The following is a 20,185-nucleotide window of genomic DNA, read 5'->3' as shown; positions in this document are numbered from 1 at the left end:
CGCAGAAAGCGCTCTCGGCAGTGAGCCGTCCGGAACGGTAGCGCCGTGATCTTCGTTTATCCACGGTCAGGACAAAGTTTGTTGACTTGCGGTCATAGCTATTGGCGGACCGCCGAAAGAGGTCTAGCTTCGTCGGCTGTTGCTGTGCGCTCACAGCTGTTCCTCAGAGGGGTGGGTGAACCAATGCGTCGCGCACCACGTCGGAAAACCTCCACCACCGGACGGTGGAGACGGACGGCCGGCCTGTCGGCCCTGGCCGTCGCGGCGGCCCTGCTGGGCGGTACCCCCGCGCTGGCCGGTGCGCCACCGGAACCGTCCGTACCGAAGCTGGCACTGCCGTCCCCGCCGGGCGGGGAGAACGTCCGCGTACTCGTCTTCCACGCCTCGGCGGGCGAGGAGCCGCCGACGGTGAACGCCGGTATCGAGGCGATCGAGAAGATCGGCCGGCAGGGTCCGGCCCTTGAGCACTTCACCGTCGATGCCACCGCCGACGCCTCGGTGTTCACCAGGCCCAAGCTCGGCAAGTACAACGCGGTCGTCTTCCTGACCGGCGGCGGTGACATCCTCGACCCGGAGCAGGAAGCGGGCCTGGAGAGCTACATGAAGGCCGGCGGCGGGTTCGTCGGCATCCACGACGCGGCCCGCGCCGAGCCGTACTCCGCCTGGTTCACCGGCCTGATCGGCGCCCGCCCCACCGGCGGCACGGGCACCGTGCAGCGCGCCACCGTCGAGGTGGGCGACCGGGAGAACCCCGCCACCAAGAGCCTGCCGCTGGAGTGGAAGCGCCCCGACAAGTGGCTCAACTGGGCGGAGAATCCCAGCGGTTCGGTGCACACCGTGGCCCGCGTACGGGAGAACACCTTCAAGCCCGGTGACGGCGCGAACGGCGCCGACCACCCCGTCTCCTGGTGCCGTGACTACGACGGCGGACGCTCCTTCTACACCGGCATGGGCGGCACCGCGGCCGGCTTCCAGGAGAGCGACTTCCGGGCCCACCTGCGCGGCGCGCTGCTGTGGACGACCCGGCTGGCCCGTGCCGACTGCCAGGCCACCATCACCTCGAACTACAAGGCCGAGCGAGCCACCCGGCCCAACCAGCCGGGCCGGCACGACCAGATCGGCGAGCCGCACGGCGTGGTGACGGCGAAGGACGGCCGGGTGTTCTACATCGGCCGCGGCGGCGAGGGCTCGGACGCGCCCGTCGTCACCGACTGGAACAACCCCGACATCGGCAAGGGCAAGGGCACCGTCCACATCTACGACCCGAAGACGAAGCAGGTCACGCTCGCGGGCGAGGTCACCGTCTTCGGCAACAAGGGCGGCGGCGACGAGCTGGTCAAGAACGAGGAGGGGCTGCTCGGCATCGAGCTGGACCCCGACTTCGCCGACAACGGCTGGGTCTACCTGCACTACACGCCGCACTCGCGGATCGATCGCGAGACGCACATGGCCGAGCGCCGCGTCTCCCGCTTCCACCTCGACCCGAAGACGAACAAGCTGGACCTTGCCTCGGAGAAGGTGCTGCTGAACTGGCCGGTGCAGATCCACAGCTGCTGCCACGCGGGCGGCGGCATGGCGTGGGACTCCAAGGACAACCTGTACATCGCCACCGGTGACAACAACTCCAGCCGGTTCAGCGACGGTTACTCGGGCAACAACCCGGAGCCGAACTTCAAGGGCGTGTCGTTCGCCGACGCCCGCCGCACCGCGGGCAACACCAACAACCTCAACGGGAAGATCCTGCGGATCCACCCCGAGGACGACGGCACGTACACCCTGCCCGAGGGGAACCTCTTCACCGGCAAGGAGCCCGACGAGGGCGGCGGCAAGACCCGCGGCGAGATCTACGTCATGGGCGTCCGCAACCCCTCCCGCATCTCCGTCGACAAGAAGACCGACACCCTCTACGCGGGCTGGGTCGGCCCGGACGCGACCGATCCGAGCGAGACCTGGGGCCCGGCGAAGTACGACACGTTCGCCGCGATCACCCATGCCTCCAACCGCGGCTGGCCGTTCTGCATGGGCAACGAGCAGCCCTACCGCGACCGCAACCTCCCGGACCCGAGCAAGCCGCTGGGCTGGTACGACTGCGACAACCTGAAGAACGAGTCGCCCAACAACGACGGGCTGGTCAACATCCCGCCCGCCGAGGGCAACAACATCTGGTACTCCCCCGCCGGCGGCGGCCCGGACTTCCCGCGGGGCGCCGACGGCGTGCCCAGCTACAAGAAGAGCGAGCAGAAGTTCCTGCTCCCGTGGCTCAAGGGCGGCGGCCAGGCCGCGATGGACGGCCCGGTCTACCGGTACGACGAGCGGACGGCGGGCAAGGACGCCTGGCCCGCGTACTGGGACGGCAAGTGGTTCGTCGGTGACTTCTACGACGCCGACCAGCCGCGGCACGCGGTCGTCATGGACCCGAAGACGGTGGGTTCCGGCGGGCTGCCGGTGCACGCCGAGACGCTCGACAAGATCGTCCCGGCCGGTGCCGACGGCATCCGCAACCTGATGGGCTGGACGTTCGCGCCCGACGGGTCGCTCTACGTCCTGGACTACGGGCGCGGCTTCTTCACCCATGACGGCAAGTCCGCACTGTGGCACATCACGTACCACGGCGGTCCGGCGACTCCGCTCCCCGCGGACCTGGCCCGGAAGGACGCCCGATGAACCGGCGACTGACCGCTCTGCTCTCCGTCCTGTTCCTGCTGCTGGGCGTGGGCGCCACCACGGCGTACGGACAGCCGGCGCCCGTCGCGGAGCAGCAGGTGCTGACCTGGACGGCGGGCGACGACATCACCAAGTACACCTCGGCGCCCACCACCGCCGTGGCCGGGAAGGCGACCATCGTCTTCGAGAACAGCGAGGCCACCGGCAACACGATGGGCATGCCGCACACGCTGACCTTCGTGACCTCCGACTCGGAGTACAACCAGGACGTCAGCCTGAACATCCTGGCGAACCCCGGTGACTCCTCGGGCGGCAAGCACACCGCCGAGGTCACGCTGACCCCCGGCAAGTACCGCTACCACTGCACGATCCCCGGCCACGAGACGATGCAGGGCGTCCTCGTCGTCACCGAGGGCGGCGGCGAGGACACCACGGCGCCGGAGACCGCGGCGAAGGTCGAGGGGCAGAAGAACTCCGACGGCGCGTACGTGGGCAGCGCGACCGTGTCCCTCTCGGCGACCGACGAGGGCTCGGGCGTGGACCGGATCGAGTACGCGGTCGGGGAGGCCGGCTTCCAGCCGTACACCGCGCCCCTCGTGGTCGATCAGGTCGGCTCCCACAAGGTCCGCTACCGCGCGGCCGACAAGGCGGGCAATGTCGCCGCGGAGAAGTCCGTCGACTTCACCGTGGTCGCGCCGGACACCGATGACACGACCCCGCCGGAGACCTCGGCGACGGTGACCGGCGAGAAGAACGCGGACGGCGCCTACCTCGGCATGGCGACGGTGACCGTCACCGCCTCCGACACCGGGTCCGGCGTCAACACCATCGAGTACGCGGTCGGGGACGGCGCATGGCAGCCGTACACCGCACCGGTGATGGTGCACGAGGCGGGCACCCACAAGGTGCGCTACCGGGCCGCTGACAAGGCGGGCAACGCGGCGGCGGAGAAGTCGGTGGACTTCACGGTCGTCGAGCCGCCGGCCGAGGACACCACGCCGCCGGAGACCGCCGCGAAGGCCGAGGGGCAGAAGAACTCCGACGGCGCGTACGTCGGCAGCGCCAAGGTCACCGTCACCGCCACCGACGCCGAGAGCGGCGTGGACAAGGTGGAGTACTCCCTCGACGGCGGCCCCTACCTCGCGTACGAGGCGCCGGTCGTCGTGGACCGCACCGGCCACCACTCGCTCGCGCACCGGGCGACCGACAAGGCGGGCAACACCTCGCCGGCCCGTACGCTCTCCTTCGACGTCGTCGCGGGCGGCGGGGTGCCCGCACCGCCCTGCCCCGAGCACGACGAGCGGCTGACCGTCATCGTCGGCACGGTGGACACCGGCGTGCCGAACCGGATCACCGGCAACCGCTGCATGATCAACGAGCTGATCGAGGACGAGAAGGACTGGTCCTCGCAGGCGCTCTTCCTCAAGCACGTGACCGAGGTGACCGCCAAGCTCCTGAAGGACGGCGTGATCGACAAGCGCGAGTCCAAGGCGATCAACAAGGCCGCCCGCCAGTCCGGCATCGGCAAGCCGGGCCAGCACACCGGCTACCGCGACCTCTTCGACGGGACGCAGGCGTCCTTCGAGAAGTGGCAGCAGGTCGGCGGCGGCGCCTTCTCGCTCACCGGGGACGGCGCGATGACCAGCAGCACGAAGGTCGACGGCATGGGCATGCTGTGGTTCCCCGAGCGCCGCTTCGACGACTTCTCGCTGAAGCTCCAGTTCCGGGACGACGCGCCGGGCACCGGCAACGCCAACGGCGGGGTCTTCGTCCGCTTCCCCGACGTCCACGACCACCCCGAGGAGCCCCGGCCCGAGTGGGTCGCCATCAAGTACGGACATGAGGTCCAGATCCTGGACCGCCCGGACGGCGACATGTACAAGACGGGCTCGCTCTACGGCTTCGACCGGGTCGGCCTGGGCGGTGCGGGCGTCACGCCCAAGGGCACCTGGAACGACTACGAGATCCGGGTGGTCGACCAGCACTACGAGATCTACCGCAACGGCAAGCTGATCAACGAGTTCGACAACACCGGCGGGCAGACCTTCTACCCGCCGCGGGACGACGACCCGGGCACCGACGGCCGGCGCTACGCCTCCGGCTATGTGGGGCTCCAGGTCCACAGTACGAGCGACGTCATCTCGTACCGCAATATCCGCATCCAGGAGCTGTGAGCACGCGCTCGCGGTGACGGAACGGCGGCCGTCGGGGGTCCTCCCCGGCGGCCGCCGCTCCGTTCGTGTCCGTCAGGCGGTCAGCAGACGCCGTCGCCCGGCTTGGGGTTGCCGAGCCCGAAGGCGGGGCGCAGGCGGAGACCCGCCCAGGTGCCGACGAGGGCGACCGCGCCCCAGATCCAGCCGTGCAGGCTGCCGGAGGCGATGCCGGCGAGGTACGCGCCGATGTTGCAGCCGCCGGCCATCCGGGCACCGACGCCCATCAGGATGCCGCCGAGCACGGCAGCGAGCGCGGTGCGGGCGGGAATGCCGCGGTGCAGCTTCCACACGCCGCCCGCGGCGGCCGCGACCGCGGCACCGATCATGATGCCGATGTCGGTGAGGCTGGTCTTGTCCGCGAGCACCGGGCCCGCGTACGAGGCGGCGTTCTTCGGGTCCTGCCAGAACGCCCAGGTCTCGGGCGAGGCGCCCAGCGCGCCCGCCAGCTTCGAACCCCACAGCGCGAAGGCGCTGGTGATGCCCCAGGCGCCGCCCGAGACCAGCAGTACGGCGGCGCCGAGGACGGCGAGGGCCAGGGCGCCGGCCCACAGGGTCCAGGAGCCGCGGAAGGCGCGGGCCAGGGTGGTGCGCGCGGACGGCGGGGTGCCGAGCGGCGGCGGGTTGCGGCGGGCCTGCACGCGGCGGGAGACCAGCACCACCACGGCAAGCAGGACCATGGTCACGGCCCAGGAGCCGCCCCAGCCGAGGTGGTCGGAGAAGAGCACCGGGTCGAACGCGGGCAGGTCGCGCCAGAGGTCGAACTGCCAGGCGGCCAGCGTCGAGCCGGCGATGAAGCCGCCGAGGGTGAGCACGATCGTGCTCTGGCCGGAGCCGACCGCGAAGAGCGTGCCGGAGGCGCAGGCGCCGCCGAGCTGCATGCCGACGGCGAAGAGGAAGGCGCCGACCAGCAGGGCGACGCCCAGCGGCCCCGCACTGGGCGCAGGAACCGAGCCGAACAGCCCGGTGCCGGTGCCGATGACCAGCGCGAAGAGCGTCGCGGTGGTGCCGAGCAGCAGGGCGTGCGCGCGCAGCCCGGTGCCGTTGCCGACGGCGATCAGCTGCCGCCAGGCGGAGGTGAAGCCGAAGCGGGAGTGGAAGAGGGCGAAGCCCAGGGCGATGCCGAGGAGCAGCAGGATGCCGGGCTTGGCGCCGTTGGCGGTCCACACGTACGCGGTGAGGGCGGCGCCGATGAGGCCGGCGACCACGAGGGGCGTGCGGCGGACGGGCGGCGCGGGCTCCGCCGTGGGCGCGGGCGTGTGGGTGGGGGCCGGGGTGAGCAGGGCACCGGAACGGGGCGGGGCCCCGGCCGCCCCGGCGGGGGGAGCGGTCGTCACGTGGGGTCTCCGTGGGAGGGGAGGCGGTACGCGCGGTACCGGAAGGGGGAGAAGGCCGGACCTGTGGGCGTCAGCGGCTACAGAGCGCGTCGTCGACGTCCCACGGCGTCGCCGCAAAGAGCGCGAGCGTGAGCACACTGGCGGGTCCGGACATGCCGTCCACGGTAATACCGGGTGTAAGCCGCACGTAACGTCGTCTCGAATGGCGAGACGGTTCGTCCGCTCGGCGATATCGCGGCCGTGCCTCCGCGACCGGGCACAATGGGCGCATGTCCCGTCGCACCCCGCGCCCGAAGCAGGCCAGGCAGACCGCAGCGCCCGCCGTCACCGCCACCTCGCCCTGCCCCTGCGGCCTGTCCGCCCCGTACGGGGAATGCTGCGGGCAGTTCCACGCCGGGACGGCGGCGGCGCCCACCTGCGAGCGGCTGATGCGGTCGCGGTACAGCGCCTTCGTGGTCCGGGACGAGGCCTACCTGCTGCGGACCTGGCACCCGGACACCCGGCCGCCCCGTGTCGAGCTCGACGCGGGACAGCGCTGGCTGGGCCTGGAGATCCTGGGGACCTCCGAGGGCAGCGCGTTCCACACCACCGGCACGGTCGAATTCCGGGCCCGGTTCCGGTACGCCGGCACGGAGGACTCGCTCCACGAGCACAGCCGCTTCGTCCGGCACGACGGTGCCTGGGTCTACCTGGACGCGCTCTTCGCGGAGTGAGGACGCCGCGGCCGGTGCCGAGTCACGCGGACCAGGGGTACCCCCGGTCCTCCCCCAGGGGCCAACCAGGGATGTCCCGGATGGAGTCGGCGTCCGGCCGTCAAGATCCTTGAAGCATGACCACCACACAGCGCGCGTTCCTCTACGGCCCCCTCCTGTTCGGTGCCTACGGAGTGATCCGTCTCCTCGACGGGCTCGACGGAACCAAGGGGCCGGGGCTTGCCTGGACGACGGGGCACCTGTGCTTCCTCGCGGGCCTCGCCTTCTTCGCGCAAGGATTCGCCGTGATGCGGAGGATGGCGGGGAAGGACCGGTGGTCCTCGGCAGGCTTCTGGATCGGCGGCGCGGGGGTCGTCGCGCTCGCGGTCCAGTTCGGCGTCGACATCGTGACGGGGCTGATGGCCGGCAGCCATGCGGAGATGGCCGAGCTGACGGGCGGCTTCCAGTCGGTGCCGGGCGTCGAGCTCGCCTTCTACCTCCTCGGCCCGATGCTCTTCTTCCTGGGCCAGCTGCTGCTCACCGGCCGGCTGGCCGCCCTGCGCGTGCTCGCACCATGGGCACCGGTCCTCGTCCTCGCCGATTCGTTGGCCTCCTACGCCCTCAAGGACCTGATCCCGCTCGGTGCCGCGCTCCTGCTGCTTTCCTACGCTCCGCTGTGGCGGGCCGGCGCCTCCCGTACGGGCTCCCCCGCGCCCCGGGAGGCGGCCTGAGCCGGCGAGCCGCCGCGCTCGTCCTCAGACGGCCGCCTCCGTGCCCAGGATCGCCGTGACCTGACTGGAGAGGACCCCGCCGTTGCCGTGCGCGAGCGCGGTCCTGGCGCCGGACACCTGCCGCTCGCCGCAGTCGCCGCGCAGCTGCCGGACGGCCTCGATGACGGTGAAGATGCCGTACATGCCGGGGTGTCCGTAGGAGAGGCCGCCGCCGTTGGTGTTGACCGGCAGCCGCCCGCCGGGCGCGATCCCGCCGTCGGCGACGAACGCGCCGCCCTCGCCCTTGGCACAGAAGCCCAGGTCCTCCAGGAAGAGGACCGGGTTGATGGTGAACGCGTCGTACAGCTCCACCACGTCGATGTCGGCGGGGGTCAGCCCGGCCGCCGCGAAGGCCCGCCGCCCGGAGTCGGTGGCCGCGGTCACGGTGAGGTCCGGCATCCGCGAGATGTTGCGGTGCCAGACCGCCTCGCCCGCGCCCAGCAGGTAAGCGGGCGTGCCCGGGAGGTCGCGGGCGCGCTCGGCGGAGGTGACGACGAGCGCGCCGCCACCATCGGTGACCAGGCAGCAGTCCCGTACGGTCAGCGGGTCGCTGATCATCCGGGAGGTGAGCACGTCCTCCCTGGTGAGCGGCTTGCGCTCGAACGCGGCCGGGTTGAGCTGGGCCCACTCCCGCGCCGCCACCGCCACGTCCGCCAGTTGCTCGCGCGTCGTGCCGTACTGGTACATGTGCCGGGCGGCGGCCAGCGCGTACATGGTGATGGGGTAGCGCGGCCCGTACGGCGCCTCGTACGGGTCGGGCCTGCTCGGCGAGACCAGCCGGCCGCCGTCGGAGCGCTGGGTGGAGCCGTAGACGATGAGCGCGGTGGTGCACTGTCCCCGCTCGATGGCGGTGGCGGCGTGCAGCAGGTGGGAGACGAAGGAGCTGCCGCCGATGTTGGTGCCGTCGAGGTGGCGCGGCCGGATGCCGAGGTACTCGGCGGTGTCCATGGCGGCCATCGGCAGGTACGAGGAGGCCGTGAACAGGCCGTCCACCTCGGACTTGCGGATTCCGGCGTCGGCGAGGGCGCGGGCCGCCGCCTGGCCGGCGAGGTCCAGCGGGGTGAGCCCCGGCGCGACCTCGCCCAGGTCGGATTCGGCGACGCCGACGACGGCGGCCGTGGCGTGCGGGCTCATCGCTGTGCCTCTTTCATGAAGGCGGCCACCCGCTCGTCTCCTTCGTCGGCGGCCGTGAACCGCACAGTGGTACCGATCTCCACGGTCGCCGGGTCGATGCCGTCGACCCGCGACATCATCCGGAAGCCCTCGTCGAGGTCGACCAGGACGACGCCGCGGGCGCCGTCGCGGGCGCGTACGACGGTGGCGGCGTACACCGTGCCGCGGCCCGCGCTGCGTTCCCAGGTCAGCTCCTGGGAGCCGCAGTCCGGGCAGAGCACGCGGGGCGGGAAGACGGCCCCTTCGCAGTGGTCGCAGCGCTGGTAGCGGAGTTCGCCGCGGTCCAGCCCTTCGCGGTAGGCGCGGGCCGGTGCCGTTGCGGTGGGCTCGCTCATGCGTCGTCCTTTCAGGTCGTCCCCCGCAGCAGCTGCTTGCCGATGATGAGTTTCTGGATCTCGCTGGTGCCCTCGTAGATGCGGAAGAGCCGCGCGTCGCGGTAGAGGCGTTCGGCGGTCGTGCCGCGCATGTAGCCGGTGCCGCCGTGCACCTGTACGGCCCGGTCGGCGACCCGGCAGACCATCTCGCTGCAGAACAGCTTGGCGCTGGAAGGGCCGAGCCGGGTGTCGGTGCCGGCGTCGAAGTCGTCGGCGGCGGTCAGCACCATCGAGCGCCCGGCGTGCAGTTCGGCGTACGAATCGGCGAGGAGCTCCTGCACCAGCTGGAAGCGGCTGATGGCGGCGCCGCCCTGGTGGGCCGTGGCGGCGTACCGTACGGCCTCGTCCAGCGCGCGCGAGGCGAGGCCGACGCAGAGCGCGGCGATGTGCAGCCGGCCGCGGGTGAGGGAGGCCATCGCGGCGCCGAAGCCGGCGTTCTCGCGCTCGCCCAGCAGGGCCGAGCCGGGCAGCCGGACGTCGTCGAAGGAGACCTCGGCGGTGTGGGCGCCGCGTTGGCCCATCTTGTCGTCGGGCGGGCCGATGCGGACGCCGGGGGTGCCGGTCTCCACGAGGAAGGCGGAGATGCCCTTGTTGGGGGCCGCGTCGGGGTCGGTGCGGGCGAAGACCACCAGCAGGTCGGCCACGTCGGCGTTGGTGATGAAGCGCTTGGCGCCGGTGAGCACCCAGCCTTCCCCGTCCCGTACAGCCCTGGTGCGCAGGCCACTGGGGTCGGATCCCGCACCGTCCTCGGTGAGCGCGAAGGAGGCGATGGCGGTGCCGGAGGCGAGCGCGGGCAGCCAGCGTTTCTTCTGCTCCTCGGTACCGGAGTTGACCAGCGCCTTGCCCGCGATGCCGTTGTTGGTGCCCATCAGGGAGCGGAACGCGGGGGTGGTCCAGCCCAGTTCGAAGGCGAGCCGGACGTCCTGGCGCATGTCCAGGCCGAGGCCGCCGTACTCCTCCGGCAGCGACCAGCCGAAGAGGCCCATGTCCGCGGCGGCGCGGCGCAGCTCGTCCGGTACGTCGTCGGTGCGTTCGATCTCGTCCTCGCGCGGCACGACCTCGCGGCGTACGAAGTCCCGGACGGTGCGCAGGATGTCCTGGAAGACGTCGGCGTCCATGTGTGCCCCTTTCCGATACGGGTGGGGTGGTGCCGTGAACCGTTGTGGTGCCGTGAACCGTTCGTGAGCAGGCCTGCGCCGCGAACGTACCAGCAAGGTGGTGGATACAACTACCGCTCCAGCAGATCGATCCACTGGAGCGGTAGGTGGGTGCGGCGGCCCTTCACTCCCCCGTCGTGCCGCCCGGTACAAGGGTGATCCGTCGGGTCGTGTGCTTCTCGACCTGCTCGCGCGAGTACAGCAGCGGGAACGCGCCGTCCGCCGCCCATGTGTCGAACAGGTCGCGGTAGTGCGGGCTGGCCGGGTCGCCGGACTGGCCCGGGGTGCTCATCACCAGCGACTCGTCCCATGCGCCCACGTCCACGACCAGCCGGAAGCTGGCGCCGCCGGTCTGCCGGAAGCCGGGTCCGTAGGAGGTTGCCGACACCGTCTCGCCGCTGCCGCCACGCGGGGCCGGCCCCACCGAGGACCAGTCCGAGGCCTGCTCGCCGAACAGCTTGGCGAGGGGGTGGTGCAGATGCGCCTGGTGGAGCGTGCCCCACCGCCACGTGCCGGTGTCGGGGCCGAGCAGCCGCCCGGTCTCCGCCATCGCGGGGCCGAGCGTGGTGAGCACGGCCGTACGGATCACCGCGTCCGGGTCGGGGCCCAGCCGGTCCCCCGGGTCGAGGAGCAGCGAGAGGTCGACGCGGGCGTCGGCGGTGGCGTCCTCGGCGGGCAGCACGCGGGCCAGCGCCGCGGCCACCCGTTCCGCGGGGAGCAGCCGGCGGAGGGCCTGTCTCAGCAGTTCGGCGCGGAAGTGGCGGCGGTACCAGATCTCGAAGAGCGCGGCGGCGGCCGAGTCCGCGTCGAGCGCGGCGTCCCAGTCCCGCAGCAGCTGCAGCCCCTCGGCCACCCGCGGATCATCGCTGGTCAGCCCGGCCAGCAGCGGCTGCATGCGGCGCGCCGGCAGGCTCACGTAGTCGTTCTGGAGGGCCACGCAGTCCGCCACGGTCCAGTCCGACCGCGCCGCGAGCACCTCGGCGATGCGCTCGTGGCGGTGCGGCGCGTACCAGTCGTGGGTGACGGTGCGTTCGACGTGCGGGTAGTCGTCGGGGAGGTTGAGCTGGTTGGCGGTGGCGAACCAGCCGTCCGCCGGGTCCCGTAGGGAGGGCAGCGCGCCGACCGGGTGGTGGCCGTCCCATTCGTACCGGCCGTCGCCCGGCACCGGCAGTGTGCCGTCCCAGCCGCGGCGGACCGGGACCCGGCCGGCCGGGCGCCAGCCGATGGTGCCGTCGGGCGCCGCGTAGACCTGGTTCTCGCCGGGCGCGCCCCACCGCTCCATGGCCGCGACGAAGGCGTCGGGCCCGGTCGCGCCCATGTAGTCCATGCTGCCGAGGTAGGGCGCCATGCCGGGCTCCAGCCAGGCGGCACGGACGGCGAACGCGGCGTCGCGGTCGGGTCGTTCGTCGATTACGGGGCCGTGCCGGGTGAACCACAGGTCGGCGGTGACGGGCTCGCCGCCGCGCACCGGGATGGTCTCGGTGACCTTCGTCATCGCCTCCCAGCCGGCGCCGTACGCGTACCGCTTCGGGTCGGCGGGGTCGGTGCGGTAGACGTACAGGTCCTCCTGGTCGATCGGGAAGATCGTGAGACCGAAGGCGAGGCGGCCGTTGTGGCCGATGGAGACGCCGGGCAGCGCCGGTTCGCCCGCGCCGATGACGTCGAGGCCCGGCGCCGAGAGGTGCGCGAGGTAGCGCAGCGCGGGCAGCGTGACGGCGCGGTGCGGGTCGTTGGCCAGCACGGGGCGGCCGGTGGCGGTGCGGGACGGGGCGAGCACCCAGTTGTTGCTCCCGTCGATGCCCTGTCGCGGGGCCTGCGGAGCCCACGGCGGGGTGGTCGCCATCCGGTAGACGCGCAGCACGTCGTCCGGGATGACGGAGAGGTCCAGGCCCTCGGGCACGCGCAGCGTGTGGGCGGGCTCGCGGACCTTGCGCAGGTCCTCCACCTCGGGGCCGAAGTCCCGCATCGTGCGGGCCCGTTCGACCTCGTCGTGGAGGTTGTAGTGGAGGCCGTGACTGCGGATGCGGGCCACGTCGGCGGGCTGCCAGTACGCCGGTTCGTAGTCCAGCAGCCGGAACTCCGGCGGGAGGTGCTCGCGCCGCTCGCGGCAGAACGCGACGAACGCGTTGATGCCCCGCACGAACGCGGTGGTGACCCGCTCGGCGTCCGGGCCGTACGACGCCCACTCCGCCGCCATGTCGCCGCGGTAGAGGAACAGCCGGGCCGCCCGGTCGTGTTCCGCGTACTCCGGGCCGAACACCTCCGCCAGCAGGCCGAGGCCGCGCCGCCGCCACAGGTCGATCTGGAAGAGCCGGTCGCGCGCCGCGTTGACGCCCTGCGCGAGGAAGAGGTCGGCGCGCGAACCGGCGTACAGGTGCGGAACGCCCCAGCGGTCGATGAGGATCTCCACGGGCGCGGACAGCCCCGGCACCTCGAAGGTGTCGGTGGCACCGGCCGCGGTCATCGGGCGGCCTCCTCGTGTACGCGCCGTCCGCCCACGTAGGTCGCGCACACGGGGATGGCGGCGATGCCGTACGGGTCGGCGGTGAGCGGGTTCTCGCCGAGGACGGTGAAGTCGGCGAGGTGGCCGGCGGCGATCCGGCCCTTGTGGTGGGCCGTGCCCTCCGCCTCGGCGGACCCGAGGGTGAAGATCCGCAGCGCCTCGGCGGCGGTGACGCGCTGCGCGGGCCCCACCTTCGCGCCGTCCTCGATGCCCTCGCGGGTGACCATCGACTGGAGGCCGAGCAGCGGTTCGTAGGGGCCGCAGGGGTAGTCGGAGGAGCCGGCGACGGTGACGCCCGCGTCCAGGAAGGAGCGGTGCGCGAACATCCGCTCCGTGCGCTCGGGCCCGTACCAGGTGTTCAGTGCCCCGCCGTGGTAGCCCGCGTAACCGGCGAACGGTACGGCGATGGCGTCCAGCGCCTTCATCCGGGCGAGGATCGGATCGTCGATGAGGGTGCAGTGCTCGATGCGGTGCCGCAGTCCGGGGCGCGGCAGCTCGCGCTGTGCCGCCTCGAACGCGTCCAGGACGAGCCGGATCGCGGCGTCGCCGTTGGCGTGCACACCGATCCGGTCGCCGGCCGCGTGCACCTCCCGTACCTGCGCGAACAGCTCCTCGGTCGAGGTGGTCTGCAGGCCGTGCCCGTCGGCCCCGCCGCACTCGGGGTCGGCGTAGGGCTCCGCGAGCAGGCAGGTCCGGCCGCCGATCGCCCCGTCCAGGAACGCCTTCACGCCGACGAACCGCAGTAGGTCGTCGCCGAAGCCGCTGCCGACGCCGAGCGCCCGCGCCTTGGCGTAGTGGTCGATGGAGAGCAGCATGCCCGTACGCAGCGTCAGCAGGTCCCGGTCGCGGGCGGTGCGCAGCAGGGCGACGTCGTCCGGGGCGATCAGCGCGTCGCAGATCGAGGTGAGTCCGGCGGCGTGCCACAGCTCCTGTGCGCGCAGCAGGCCACGCAGCCGGTCCTCCGGTGAACTGGGCGCGAGTGGCGAGTCGCCGCGTGCCGTGGCCGGGTAGACCACGTTCATCAGGGCGCGTTCGATCAGCCGGCCGTCGAGGCGGCCGTCCGCGTCACGCCCGAAGTCACCGCCGTCGGGCGCGGGGGTGTCCTCGTCGATGCCGAGGGCCCGTAGCGCGGCGGAGTTGACGACGCCCCAGTGTCCGGCGACGTGGACGACGAGCACCGGGTGGGCGGGGGCCGCCCGGTCCAGTTCGTGCCGGGTGATCCGGCCGGTCTTGATGTCGTCGTACCGGCTGCCGCGCACCCACTCCCCCGGCGCCGTGCGGGCCGCCTCGGCGGTGACGGTGGCGAGCAGCGCGTCGGCCGTCGCGACCGCGGCGGCCGACAGGTCCAGGTGGAGCAGGTCGGTGGCGGCCATCGCGAGGTGGATGTGCGCGTCGTTGAGGCCGGGGATCACGGTGGCGTCCCCGAAGTCGACCTCGGGCGCGCCGGGGAAGCGGTCGCGCAGCGCGGCGAAGCCGCCGGTGGCGCGTATGCGGCCGTCGGCGACGGCGAAGCCCTCCGGCTCGGGCGCGCCGTCCGCGCCGGTGCCGTCCGTGCGCTGGCCGACGATGCGGGCGGCGCGGTAGAGGACGGGGGTGGTCTCGTCGGTCACGTCGGTCACGGAGCCTCCTTCGGGGCCGCCGGGGCGGCCGGGGCCTGGTCGGTGCCGGTCGTCGGAGTCGTACCCACCCGCCGCGGCGCGGACGGCTTCCCCTCGGGCCGGGCGAAGGTGACCGCCGCGGTGACGACGAGGTTGACGGCCAGTCCGACGATGCCGCCGTTGACACCGTGCAGCGGGTCGTTGCCGGTCGCCCAGAGCACCACCACGACCGCCAGACCGGCGAACATCCCGGCCAGCGCGCCGGCCTTCGTCATCCGCCGCCAGAACAGCGCGAGCAGCACGATGGGCACCAGCTGCGCGAGCCCCTCGTACGACAGGACCGACAGCTGGACCAGGGTATTGGGGTAGAAGAGGGCGCCGCCCAGGGCGATCAGCCCGGCGATGAGGCAGACCAGCTGGGAGAGCCGCTTGGTGCGCACGTCGTCGGCGGGCGTGCGGCCCGTACGGCGGCTGCGCGGGTCGGCGCCGTTGCCGCCGCCGAGCAGTGTGCGGCCCCAGAGCGTGCCGATGGCCAGCATGAACACGCTCATCGGGACGATCGCGGAGAGCGCGCCCGCGACGCCGATGAGGGCCACGACGGGGGCCGGGAGGGAGTCGGTGACCAGGCTGAACAGCGCGAGGTCGGGATTTCCTAGGGCCGGCATGACGAACAGCGCGGTGGCGCCGATCATCATGGGGACGAAGAGCAGCAGCTGGTACCAGGGCAGCAGTACGGCATTGCGGCGCAGCGCGTTCGGGCTCCGCGCGCTGAGGTAACCGGCGACCGTGGTCGGGAAGATGGTGATGGTCACGGCGTTGAGCAGCGTCGTCGTGATGAACCACATCCCGCCCTTGCCCCCGGACTCGTGCCCGGGGAAGGTCAGCCAGTCGGCCTTCTCCGTGACCATGCGGTGCATGAAGTCGCCGACGCCGTCGAGGTAGTGCATCGGTACGTACACCGCGAGGAAGACCACCGCGAAGATGACCAGTACGTCCTTGAGCGCGCTGACCCATGCCGAGCCGCGCAGCCCGGAGACCAGGATGAAGACCTCGGCGACGACGAAGGAGATGACGGCGGCGACCCGCAGGTCCACGCTCCCGTACGTCATCGCGTTGACGACCACGCCCATGCCCTGGATCTGCACCTGGATGTAGGGCACGAGGAACACGGTGGCGATGACCGCGACGACGATGCCCACCGGCCGGGAGCGGAAGCGGTGTTCGGCCAGGTCGGCGATGGAGATCAGGCCGTGCCGGCTGGCGTACGTCCAGATGGCCGGGCCGACGACGTACCCCACGGCGAAGCCGACGGTGAGGTACGCGACGAGGTAGAGGATCGGCACGCCGAAGGAGTACGACCAGCCGGCCGTGCCGAGGAAGGAGAAGCTGGTGTAGGTCTCCCCGGCCATCAGCAGCCAGATGAAGAGGACGCCCAGGCCCCGGCTGGAGACCGACCACTCGGCCAGGCCCTTGTCCCGGCCGCGCGCGCTGAGCACGCCGATGACGATGGTCGCGATCATGGCGAGGCCGAAGATGGTGGTCGCGATCGCCGCTGATCCGCTCATGCGGCGCCTCCTTCGGGTCCGCCGGGCGCGGCCCCGGACGCGGTGGACGGGCCCGCGTGCGGCCGGTCGCCGGGCAGCGGTTCGGCGGCGTCGACGCGGTACGCGGGGTCCAGGCGGGTGACGGCCCAGATGACGAGGGGGCTGACGACCGTGTCGGCGACGAGCCAGAACAGCAGGAACGGCATGCCGAGGACGCGCGGTTCGATGCTGTTGGCCACCAGCGGCGCCAGGCAGTACAGCACGGCCGGCACGAGCAGCAGCCACAGCGCGGGGCGCCGGGCGCTCACCTCGGGCAGTCCATCGGACGGGTGCGGCCCGGTCTCCGCCGGGCCCTCCCGCCCTCTGTCCTCGGGGGCGTGCGACATGGAACTCCTTCGGGGAAAGGGGTGTGTCCGGGACGGTCGAGCGGGCGGGCGGCCGGGCAGCCGCGGGGACGGCGTCCGGCCGACCGGACGGTATCGCAGGTCAGGCCGGAATCAGACCGAGGGTTCGTACCGGCCGTCGACCGCTGTCCAGCCGCCGTCCACGGCCAGCACGCTGCCGGTGACGAAGGTGGAGGCGTCCGAGACCAGGTAGTGCACGGCACCGGCGAGTTCCTCCGCACCGGCCCACCGCCGCAGCGCCGACGCCTGCGCGTACGCCTCGTACCACTCGGGGTCGGCGGCGATCTGGTCGGTCAGCGGCGTCCGCACGACACCGGGCGCGATGGCGTTGAACCGCACCCCGCGCGGCCCCCACTCGGCCGCCGCCGTCCGCAGGAACTGCACCAGCCCCGCCTTGGACGCGGCGTACACGCTCTGGCCCGGCTCGACCTGCACCGCGCGCATCGAGGCGAGCCCGACCACGCTCCCGCTGCCCCGCTCGGCCATGGCCGGGGCGACGGCCTGCACGAGCGCGAAGTGCGCCCGGAGGTTGAGCGCCACCACCCGGTCGAACTCCGCCAGGGTGTAATCGGCGATCCGCTTGCGGACGTTGGCGCCGACGGTGACGACCAGCCCGTCCGGCGCGCCCCACGTCTCCGCCGCCGTGCGCACCGCCTCGTCGTCCAGCACGTCGAGCGCGTACGCGGTCGCCGTCCCCGTACCGCTGCCGGGAGCCGCGGGTTCCTCCCCCGCGAGCCGGACGGTCTCCTCCGCGCCCTTCAGGTCCCGGTCGGCCACGGTCACGTCGGCGCCGTGCGCGACCAGCGCCCGTACGGCCTCACGCCCGATGCCACTGCCGCCGCCGACCACGACGACATGCCGCCCGTCGAGCCGGAAGAGATGCGCGTACGTCATACGGGGCTCCTTCGCCCGGTCGTCGTGGGTTGGTCCGGCGGCAGCGTCCGGGGCCGCCGCCGCGGGCGCCACCGGCCGCGCGGGCGTCACCGGCTGTGCGGGCGTCACCGGCTGTGCGGGCGTCACGGCCTGATCACCGCCATGCGGGTCACGGTCAGTTCCTCGATGGCGAAGCGCGGGCCCTCGCGGCCGATGCCGGAGTCCTTCACGCCGCCGTACGGAGCGACGTCGCTGCGGTAGCCCGGGACTTCGTTGATGACCACGCCGCCGACGTCGAGCGCGTCGATCGCGGTGAACGCGGCACCCAGGTCGCGGGTGAAGACCGCGGCGTGCAGGCCGTACCGCGAATCGTTGACCAGCGCGTACGCGGCGTCCAGGTCCGGCACCGCGCGCAGCGCGACGACCGGGCCGAAGATCTCCTCGTCCCACGCGGGCAGCCCGCCCGGCACCTCGGCCAGCAGCGCGGGCGCGAGGCAGCGCCCCACCCGCTCGCCACCGGCGATCACCCGGGCGCCGGCCGCGCGTGCCTCCTCGATCCAGGCCAGCACCCGGCCGGTGGCCGCCTCGTCGATGAGCGCGGCCACCCGGGTCGCCTCCTCGCGCGGATCGCCGACCACCACGTCCGCGAGCCGGTCGGTGATCTTCGCCGCCAGCTCCTTGGCGACCTCCTCGACCGCGATCACCCGCTGCACGGCGATGCACGCCTGGCCCGAGGCGTAGTAACCGCCGCGGACCACGGCGTCGGCCGCGGCGTCGAGGTCGGCGTCGGCGGCCACCACCAGCGCGGCGTTGGAGCCCAGTTCGAGGACGACCTTGCGGGGCGCGGCGTCCCGCGCGATCCGGTGGCCGATCTCCGCGGAGCCGGTGAACGAGACCGCCGCCACCGCTTCGTGCGTGGTCAGCGTGCGGCCCACCGCCGCGTCCCCGGTGACCAGCTGTACCGCGCCCACGGGAGCGCCGGCCGCGGCAAGTTGCTCGCGGACCAGGTGGACCAGCCAGAGCGTGGCGAGCGGCGTGGCCGGCGCCGGCTTGATCACCACGGGGCAGCCGGCCGCCAGCGCGGGCGCGATCTTGTGGGAGGCGAGCAGCATCGGGTAGTTGAAGCCCGCGATGCCCACCACGACGCCGATGGGGCGGCGGGTCCAGAAGCCCGTCATGCCGTCCCCGGAAGGCAGCATGTCCAGTGGCACCGTCTCGCCGTGCACATGGACCACCTCGTCGGCCGCCGCCTCCCAGGTGGAGACCGTGCGCTGCACCTCCGTACGGCAGTCCACCCGCGGCTTGCCGGTCTCCAGGACGAGCAGGTCCTCCATGGGGCGCGCGACCTCGGCGAGCGCCGCCGCCACCCCGCCGAGCACCCGGCGCCGTACCCGGGAGGGCAGCCGTGCCACGTCCTTCCGCAGCGCCGCCGCGTGCTCCACGGCCTGCCGCGCCAGCGCCTCGTCCCCCACGGGCGCCCGAGCGACCTCACTGCCGTCGTACGGGAAGTGGACCGGCTCGGTACGGGGCGCCGGCGCCCAGCCGTCACCGACCGGCAGCCCCGCCGGGAAGCGCCCGGCGATCTCCTCAGGCGTCATCGTCGCGCACCCCCTGGGTCAGGAAATGGCGCGCCGCCTCGGCGTAGACCCGGGTGTACTCGCCGATCTCGCGTACCTCCACGTACTCGTCCTTCTGGTGCGCGATCCACTTGCCGCCGGGTCCGTAGACGACCGTGGGCAGCCCGGCGTCGCGGGTCAGGACCGTGCCGTCGGTGGTGCCGGGCACGGCTCCGAAGGGCGGGGGGCTGCCGTGCACCCGCTCGTGCGCCGCCACCAGCCCGGCGACCACCGGGTGGTCCTCGGCGATCTCGATCGCCGGGCGGTCGTCGACGACGGTCAGCGCGACGGTGACGCCGGCGGTCGCTGCGGCCTCCTCGGCCTCGTGCCGGATGCGGTCGATCAGCTCGGCGTGGTCGGTGCCCGGGACGGTCCGTACGTCGACGCCGACCAGGCCGTGCGCCGGGATGACGTTGAGCTGGTCGGGGTCGCCGCCGTGCAGCACGGTCGGGGTGACGGTGACCTGCCCGGCGTGCGGATGGGCGCCGAAGCGCACCTCGGCCCAGGTCTGGGCGCGGCTCAGCGCCTCGACGATCCTGGCGCCCGCGACGACCGGATTCTTGCCCTCCTGCGGCATCGCGCCGTGCGCCATCACCCCGGTCAGCTCCAGCCGGAGCCGGATGCCGCCGCGGGCCGAGGTGCACACCTCGTACCCCTCCGGCTCGCAGACGATCACTCCGTCGATCTCGGCGGCCAGCGGCGAGGCGGCGAACGCCTTGGCGCCGAGCATCATGCCTTCCTCGTCGCACAGCACGCCGAGGACGATCCGGCCGGGGAAGGGGCCGGCCTGCTGCAGCGCGCGCACGCCGTAGATCATGGCGGCCACCCCGGACTTCATGTCCGCCGCGCCCCGGCCCCACAGCTTGCCGTCGCGGATCTCCGCGGCGTACGGATCGACGCTCCACACCGCCGGGTCGCCCTCGGTGACCACGTCCGTGTGCCCCTCGAACATCAGGGTCGGCCCGGCGCCGCCCTTGCCGTCGACGACGGCGACGACGTTCGGGCGGCCCGGCGCGACCTCCACCACCTCGTGCTGCCAGCCGAATTCGGTGAAGAGCGCCGCGACCAGGTCGGCGGCCGGGCGTTCGACGTCGGTGGCGCCGGTGGCGTTGACGGTACGCAGCCGGATCAGGTCCTGGGTGAAGGCGACGGCCGCGTCGGCGTCGATCGTGATCTCGGTCGGCGGGTGGGTCTGGGCGGCGTGCATAGAACCTCCAAAACACCTGGCCGGGAGGCCAGTCCACTGGTCAGACCAGTTGATTTCCCGTAC

Annotated in this window: 15 protein-coding genes; 4 read left to right on the top strand and 11 right to left on the bottom strand. The window is 72.7% G+C overall.

The window, feature by feature from the left end; genetic code table 11:
* Positions 1 to 183: 183 nt before the first annotated feature.
* Entirely contained in the window at positions 184 to 2,664 is a 2,481-nt protein-coding gene (locus tag ABZ840_RS19120; protein WP_361561123.1) for a ThuA domain-containing protein, read from the top strand.
* Positions 2,661 to 4,838 carry a family 16 glycoside hydrolase gene (locus tag ABZ840_RS19115; RefSeq protein ID WP_361561121.1) on the top strand — a complete coding sequence of 726 codons (2,178 nt, stop codon included), beginning with the start codon at positions 2,661 to 2,663 and terminating at the stop codon, positions 4,836 to 4,838. The genes ABZ840_RS19120 and ABZ840_RS19115 overlap by 4 nt, the downstream gene beginning before the upstream one ends.
* An 80-nt stretch (positions 4,839 to 4,918) precedes the next feature.
* Here the strand turns inward: ABZ840_RS19115 and ABZ840_RS19110 are convergent, their stop codons facing one another.
* Positions 4,919 to 6,211, bottom strand: coding sequence for a YeeE/YedE family protein (locus ABZ840_RS19110; RefSeq protein ID WP_361561119.1), 1,293 nt, complete (start codon positions 6,209 to 6,211; stop codon positions 4,919 to 4,921).
* Between the two features lie 269 nt (positions 6,212 to 6,480).
* On the opposite strand from ABZ840_RS19110, the gene ABZ840_RS19105 reads away from it, so the two are divergent.
* Positions 6,481 to 6,924, top strand: coding sequence for a YchJ family protein (locus ABZ840_RS19105; protein WP_361561117.1), 444 nt, complete (start codon positions 6,481 to 6,483; stop codon positions 6,922 to 6,924).
* Positions 6,925 to 7,040: 116 nt separating this feature from the next.
* Complete coding sequence (locus tag ABZ840_RS19100) at positions 7,041 to 7,634, top strand: hypothetical protein (RefSeq protein ID WP_361561115.1); 594 nt, start codon at positions 7,041 to 7,043, stop codon at positions 7,632 to 7,634.
* A gap of 24 nt (positions 7,635 to 7,658) precedes the next feature.
* Here the strand turns inward: ABZ840_RS19100 and ABZ840_RS19095 are convergent, their stop codons facing one another.
* The 10 genes from ABZ840_RS19095 to ABZ840_RS19050 all read right to left on the bottom strand — a co-directional run bounded on the left by ABZ840_RS19095 (position 7,659) and on the right by ABZ840_RS19050 (position 20,122).
* Entirely contained in the window at positions 7,659 to 8,807 is a 1,149-nt protein-coding gene (locus tag ABZ840_RS19095) for a thiolase (protein ID WP_361561113.1), read from the bottom strand.
* A complete protein-coding gene (locus tag ABZ840_RS19090) occupies positions 8,804 to 9,181 on the bottom strand; it encodes an OB-fold domain-containing protein (protein ID WP_361561111.1) in 378 nt (125 codons plus the stop codon). The genes ABZ840_RS19095 and ABZ840_RS19090 overlap by 4 nt, the downstream gene beginning before the upstream one ends.
* A gap of 11 nt (positions 9,182 to 9,192) precedes the next feature.
* A complete protein-coding gene (locus tag ABZ840_RS19085) occupies positions 9,193 to 10,338 on the bottom strand; it encodes an acyl-CoA dehydrogenase family protein (RefSeq protein WP_361561109.1) in 1,146 nt (381 codons plus the stop codon).
* 163 nt (positions 10,339 to 10,501) lie between these two features.
* Positions 10,502 to 12,841 carry a penicillin acylase family protein gene (locus ABZ840_RS19080; protein WP_361561107.1) on the bottom strand — a complete coding sequence of 780 codons (2,340 nt, stop codon included), beginning with the start codon at positions 12,839 to 12,841 and terminating at the stop codon, positions 10,502 to 10,504.
* Complete coding sequence (locus tag ABZ840_RS19075) at positions 12,838 to 14,499, bottom strand: amidohydrolase (RefSeq protein WP_361561105.1); 1,662 nt, start codon at positions 14,497 to 14,499, stop codon at positions 12,838 to 12,840. The genes ABZ840_RS19080 and ABZ840_RS19075 overlap by 4 nt, the downstream gene beginning before the upstream one ends.
* Entirely contained in the window at positions 14,496 to 16,043 is a 1,548-nt protein-coding gene (locus tag ABZ840_RS19070; protein WP_361561103.1) for a sodium:solute symporter family protein, read from the bottom strand. Before ABZ840_RS19070 ends, ABZ840_RS19075 begins: the two co-directional genes overlap by 4 nt.
* Entirely contained in the window at positions 16,040 to 16,408 is a 369-nt protein-coding gene (locus tag ABZ840_RS19065) for a DUF3311 domain-containing protein (RefSeq protein WP_361561101.1), read from the bottom strand. The genes ABZ840_RS19070 and ABZ840_RS19065 overlap by 4 nt, the downstream gene beginning before the upstream one ends.
* Positions 16,409 to 16,519: 111 nt before the next feature.
* A complete protein-coding gene (locus tag ABZ840_RS19060; protein WP_361561099.1) occupies positions 16,520 to 17,320 on the bottom strand; it encodes an SDR family oxidoreductase in 801 nt (266 codons plus the stop codon).
* A gap of 122 nt (positions 17,321 to 17,442) precedes the next feature.
* On the bottom strand, positions 17,443 to 18,897 hold the full coding sequence (locus tag ABZ840_RS19055; protein ID WP_361561097.1) for an aldehyde dehydrogenase family protein: 1,455 nt from the start codon (positions 18,895 to 18,897) through the stop codon (positions 17,443 to 17,445).
* Positions 18,887 to 20,122: a M20 family metallopeptidase gene (locus tag ABZ840_RS19050; RefSeq protein ID WP_361561096.1), complete on the bottom strand. Its 1,236-nt coding sequence runs from the start codon at positions 20,120 to 20,122 to the stop codon at positions 18,887 to 18,889. Before ABZ840_RS19050 ends, ABZ840_RS19055 begins: the two co-directional genes overlap by 11 nt.
* Between the last annotated feature and the right edge of the window lie 63 nt (positions 20,123 to 20,185).

The organism is Streptomyces sp. NPDC047117, assembly GCF_040643545.1.
GTDB lineage: Bacteria > Actinomycetota > Actinomycetes > Streptomycetales > Streptomycetaceae > Streptomyces.
The sequence above is the reverse complement of the archived record's forward strand: the minus strand, read 5'-3'. Positions and strand labels throughout refer to the sequence as shown.

Bases quoted from the DNA above. Each gene is read 5' to 3' on its own strand.
- ABZ840_RS19100 (WP_361561115.1), top strand. From the start codon at position 7,041: ATGACCACCACACAGCGCGCGTTCCTCTACGGCCCCCTCCTGTTCGGT.
- ABZ840_RS19115 (WP_361561121.1), top strand. From the start codon at position 2,661: ATGAACCGGCGACTGACCGCTCTGCTCTCCGTCCTGTTCCTGCTGCTG.
- ABZ840_RS19080 (WP_361561107.1), bottom strand. From the start codon at position 12,841: ATGACCGCGGCCGGTGCCACCGACACCTTCGAGGTGCCGGGGCTGTCC.
- ABZ840_RS19050 (WP_361561096.1), bottom strand. From the start codon at position 20,122: ATGCACGCCGCCCAGACCCACCCGCCGACCGAGATCACGATCGACGCC.
- ABZ840_RS19095 (WP_361561113.1), bottom strand. From the start codon at position 8,807: ATGAGCCCGCACGCCACGGCCGCCGTCGTCGGCGTCGCCGAATCCGAC.
- ABZ840_RS19120 (WP_361561123.1), top strand. From the start codon at position 184: ATGCGTCGCGCACCACGTCGGAAAACCTCCACCACCGGACGGTGGAGA.
- ABZ840_RS19090 (WP_361561111.1), bottom strand. From the start codon at position 9,181: ATGAGCGAGCCCACCGCAACGGCACCGGCCCGCGCCTACCGCGAAGGG.
- ABZ840_RS19065 (WP_361561101.1), bottom strand. From the start codon at position 16,408: ATGTCGCACGCCCCCGAGGACAGAGGGCGGGAGGGCCCGGCGGAGACC.
- ABZ840_RS19070 (WP_361561103.1), bottom strand. From the start codon at position 16,043: ATGAGCGGATCAGCGGCGATCGCGACCACCATCTTCGGCCTCGCCATG.
- ABZ840_RS19060 (WP_361561099.1), bottom strand. From the start codon at position 17,320: ATGACGTACGCGCATCTCTTCCGGCTCGACGGGCGGCATGTCGTCGTG.
- ABZ840_RS19055 (WP_361561097.1), bottom strand. From the start codon at position 18,897: ATGACGCCTGAGGAGATCGCCGGGCGCTTCCCGGCGGGGCTGCCGGTC.
- ABZ840_RS19105 (WP_361561117.1), top strand. From the start codon at position 6,481: ATGTCCCGTCGCACCCCGCGCCCGAAGCAGGCCAGGCAGACCGCAGCG.
- ABZ840_RS19085 (WP_361561109.1), bottom strand. From the start codon at position 10,338: ATGGACGCCGACGTCTTCCAGGACATCCTGCGCACCGTCCGGGACTTC.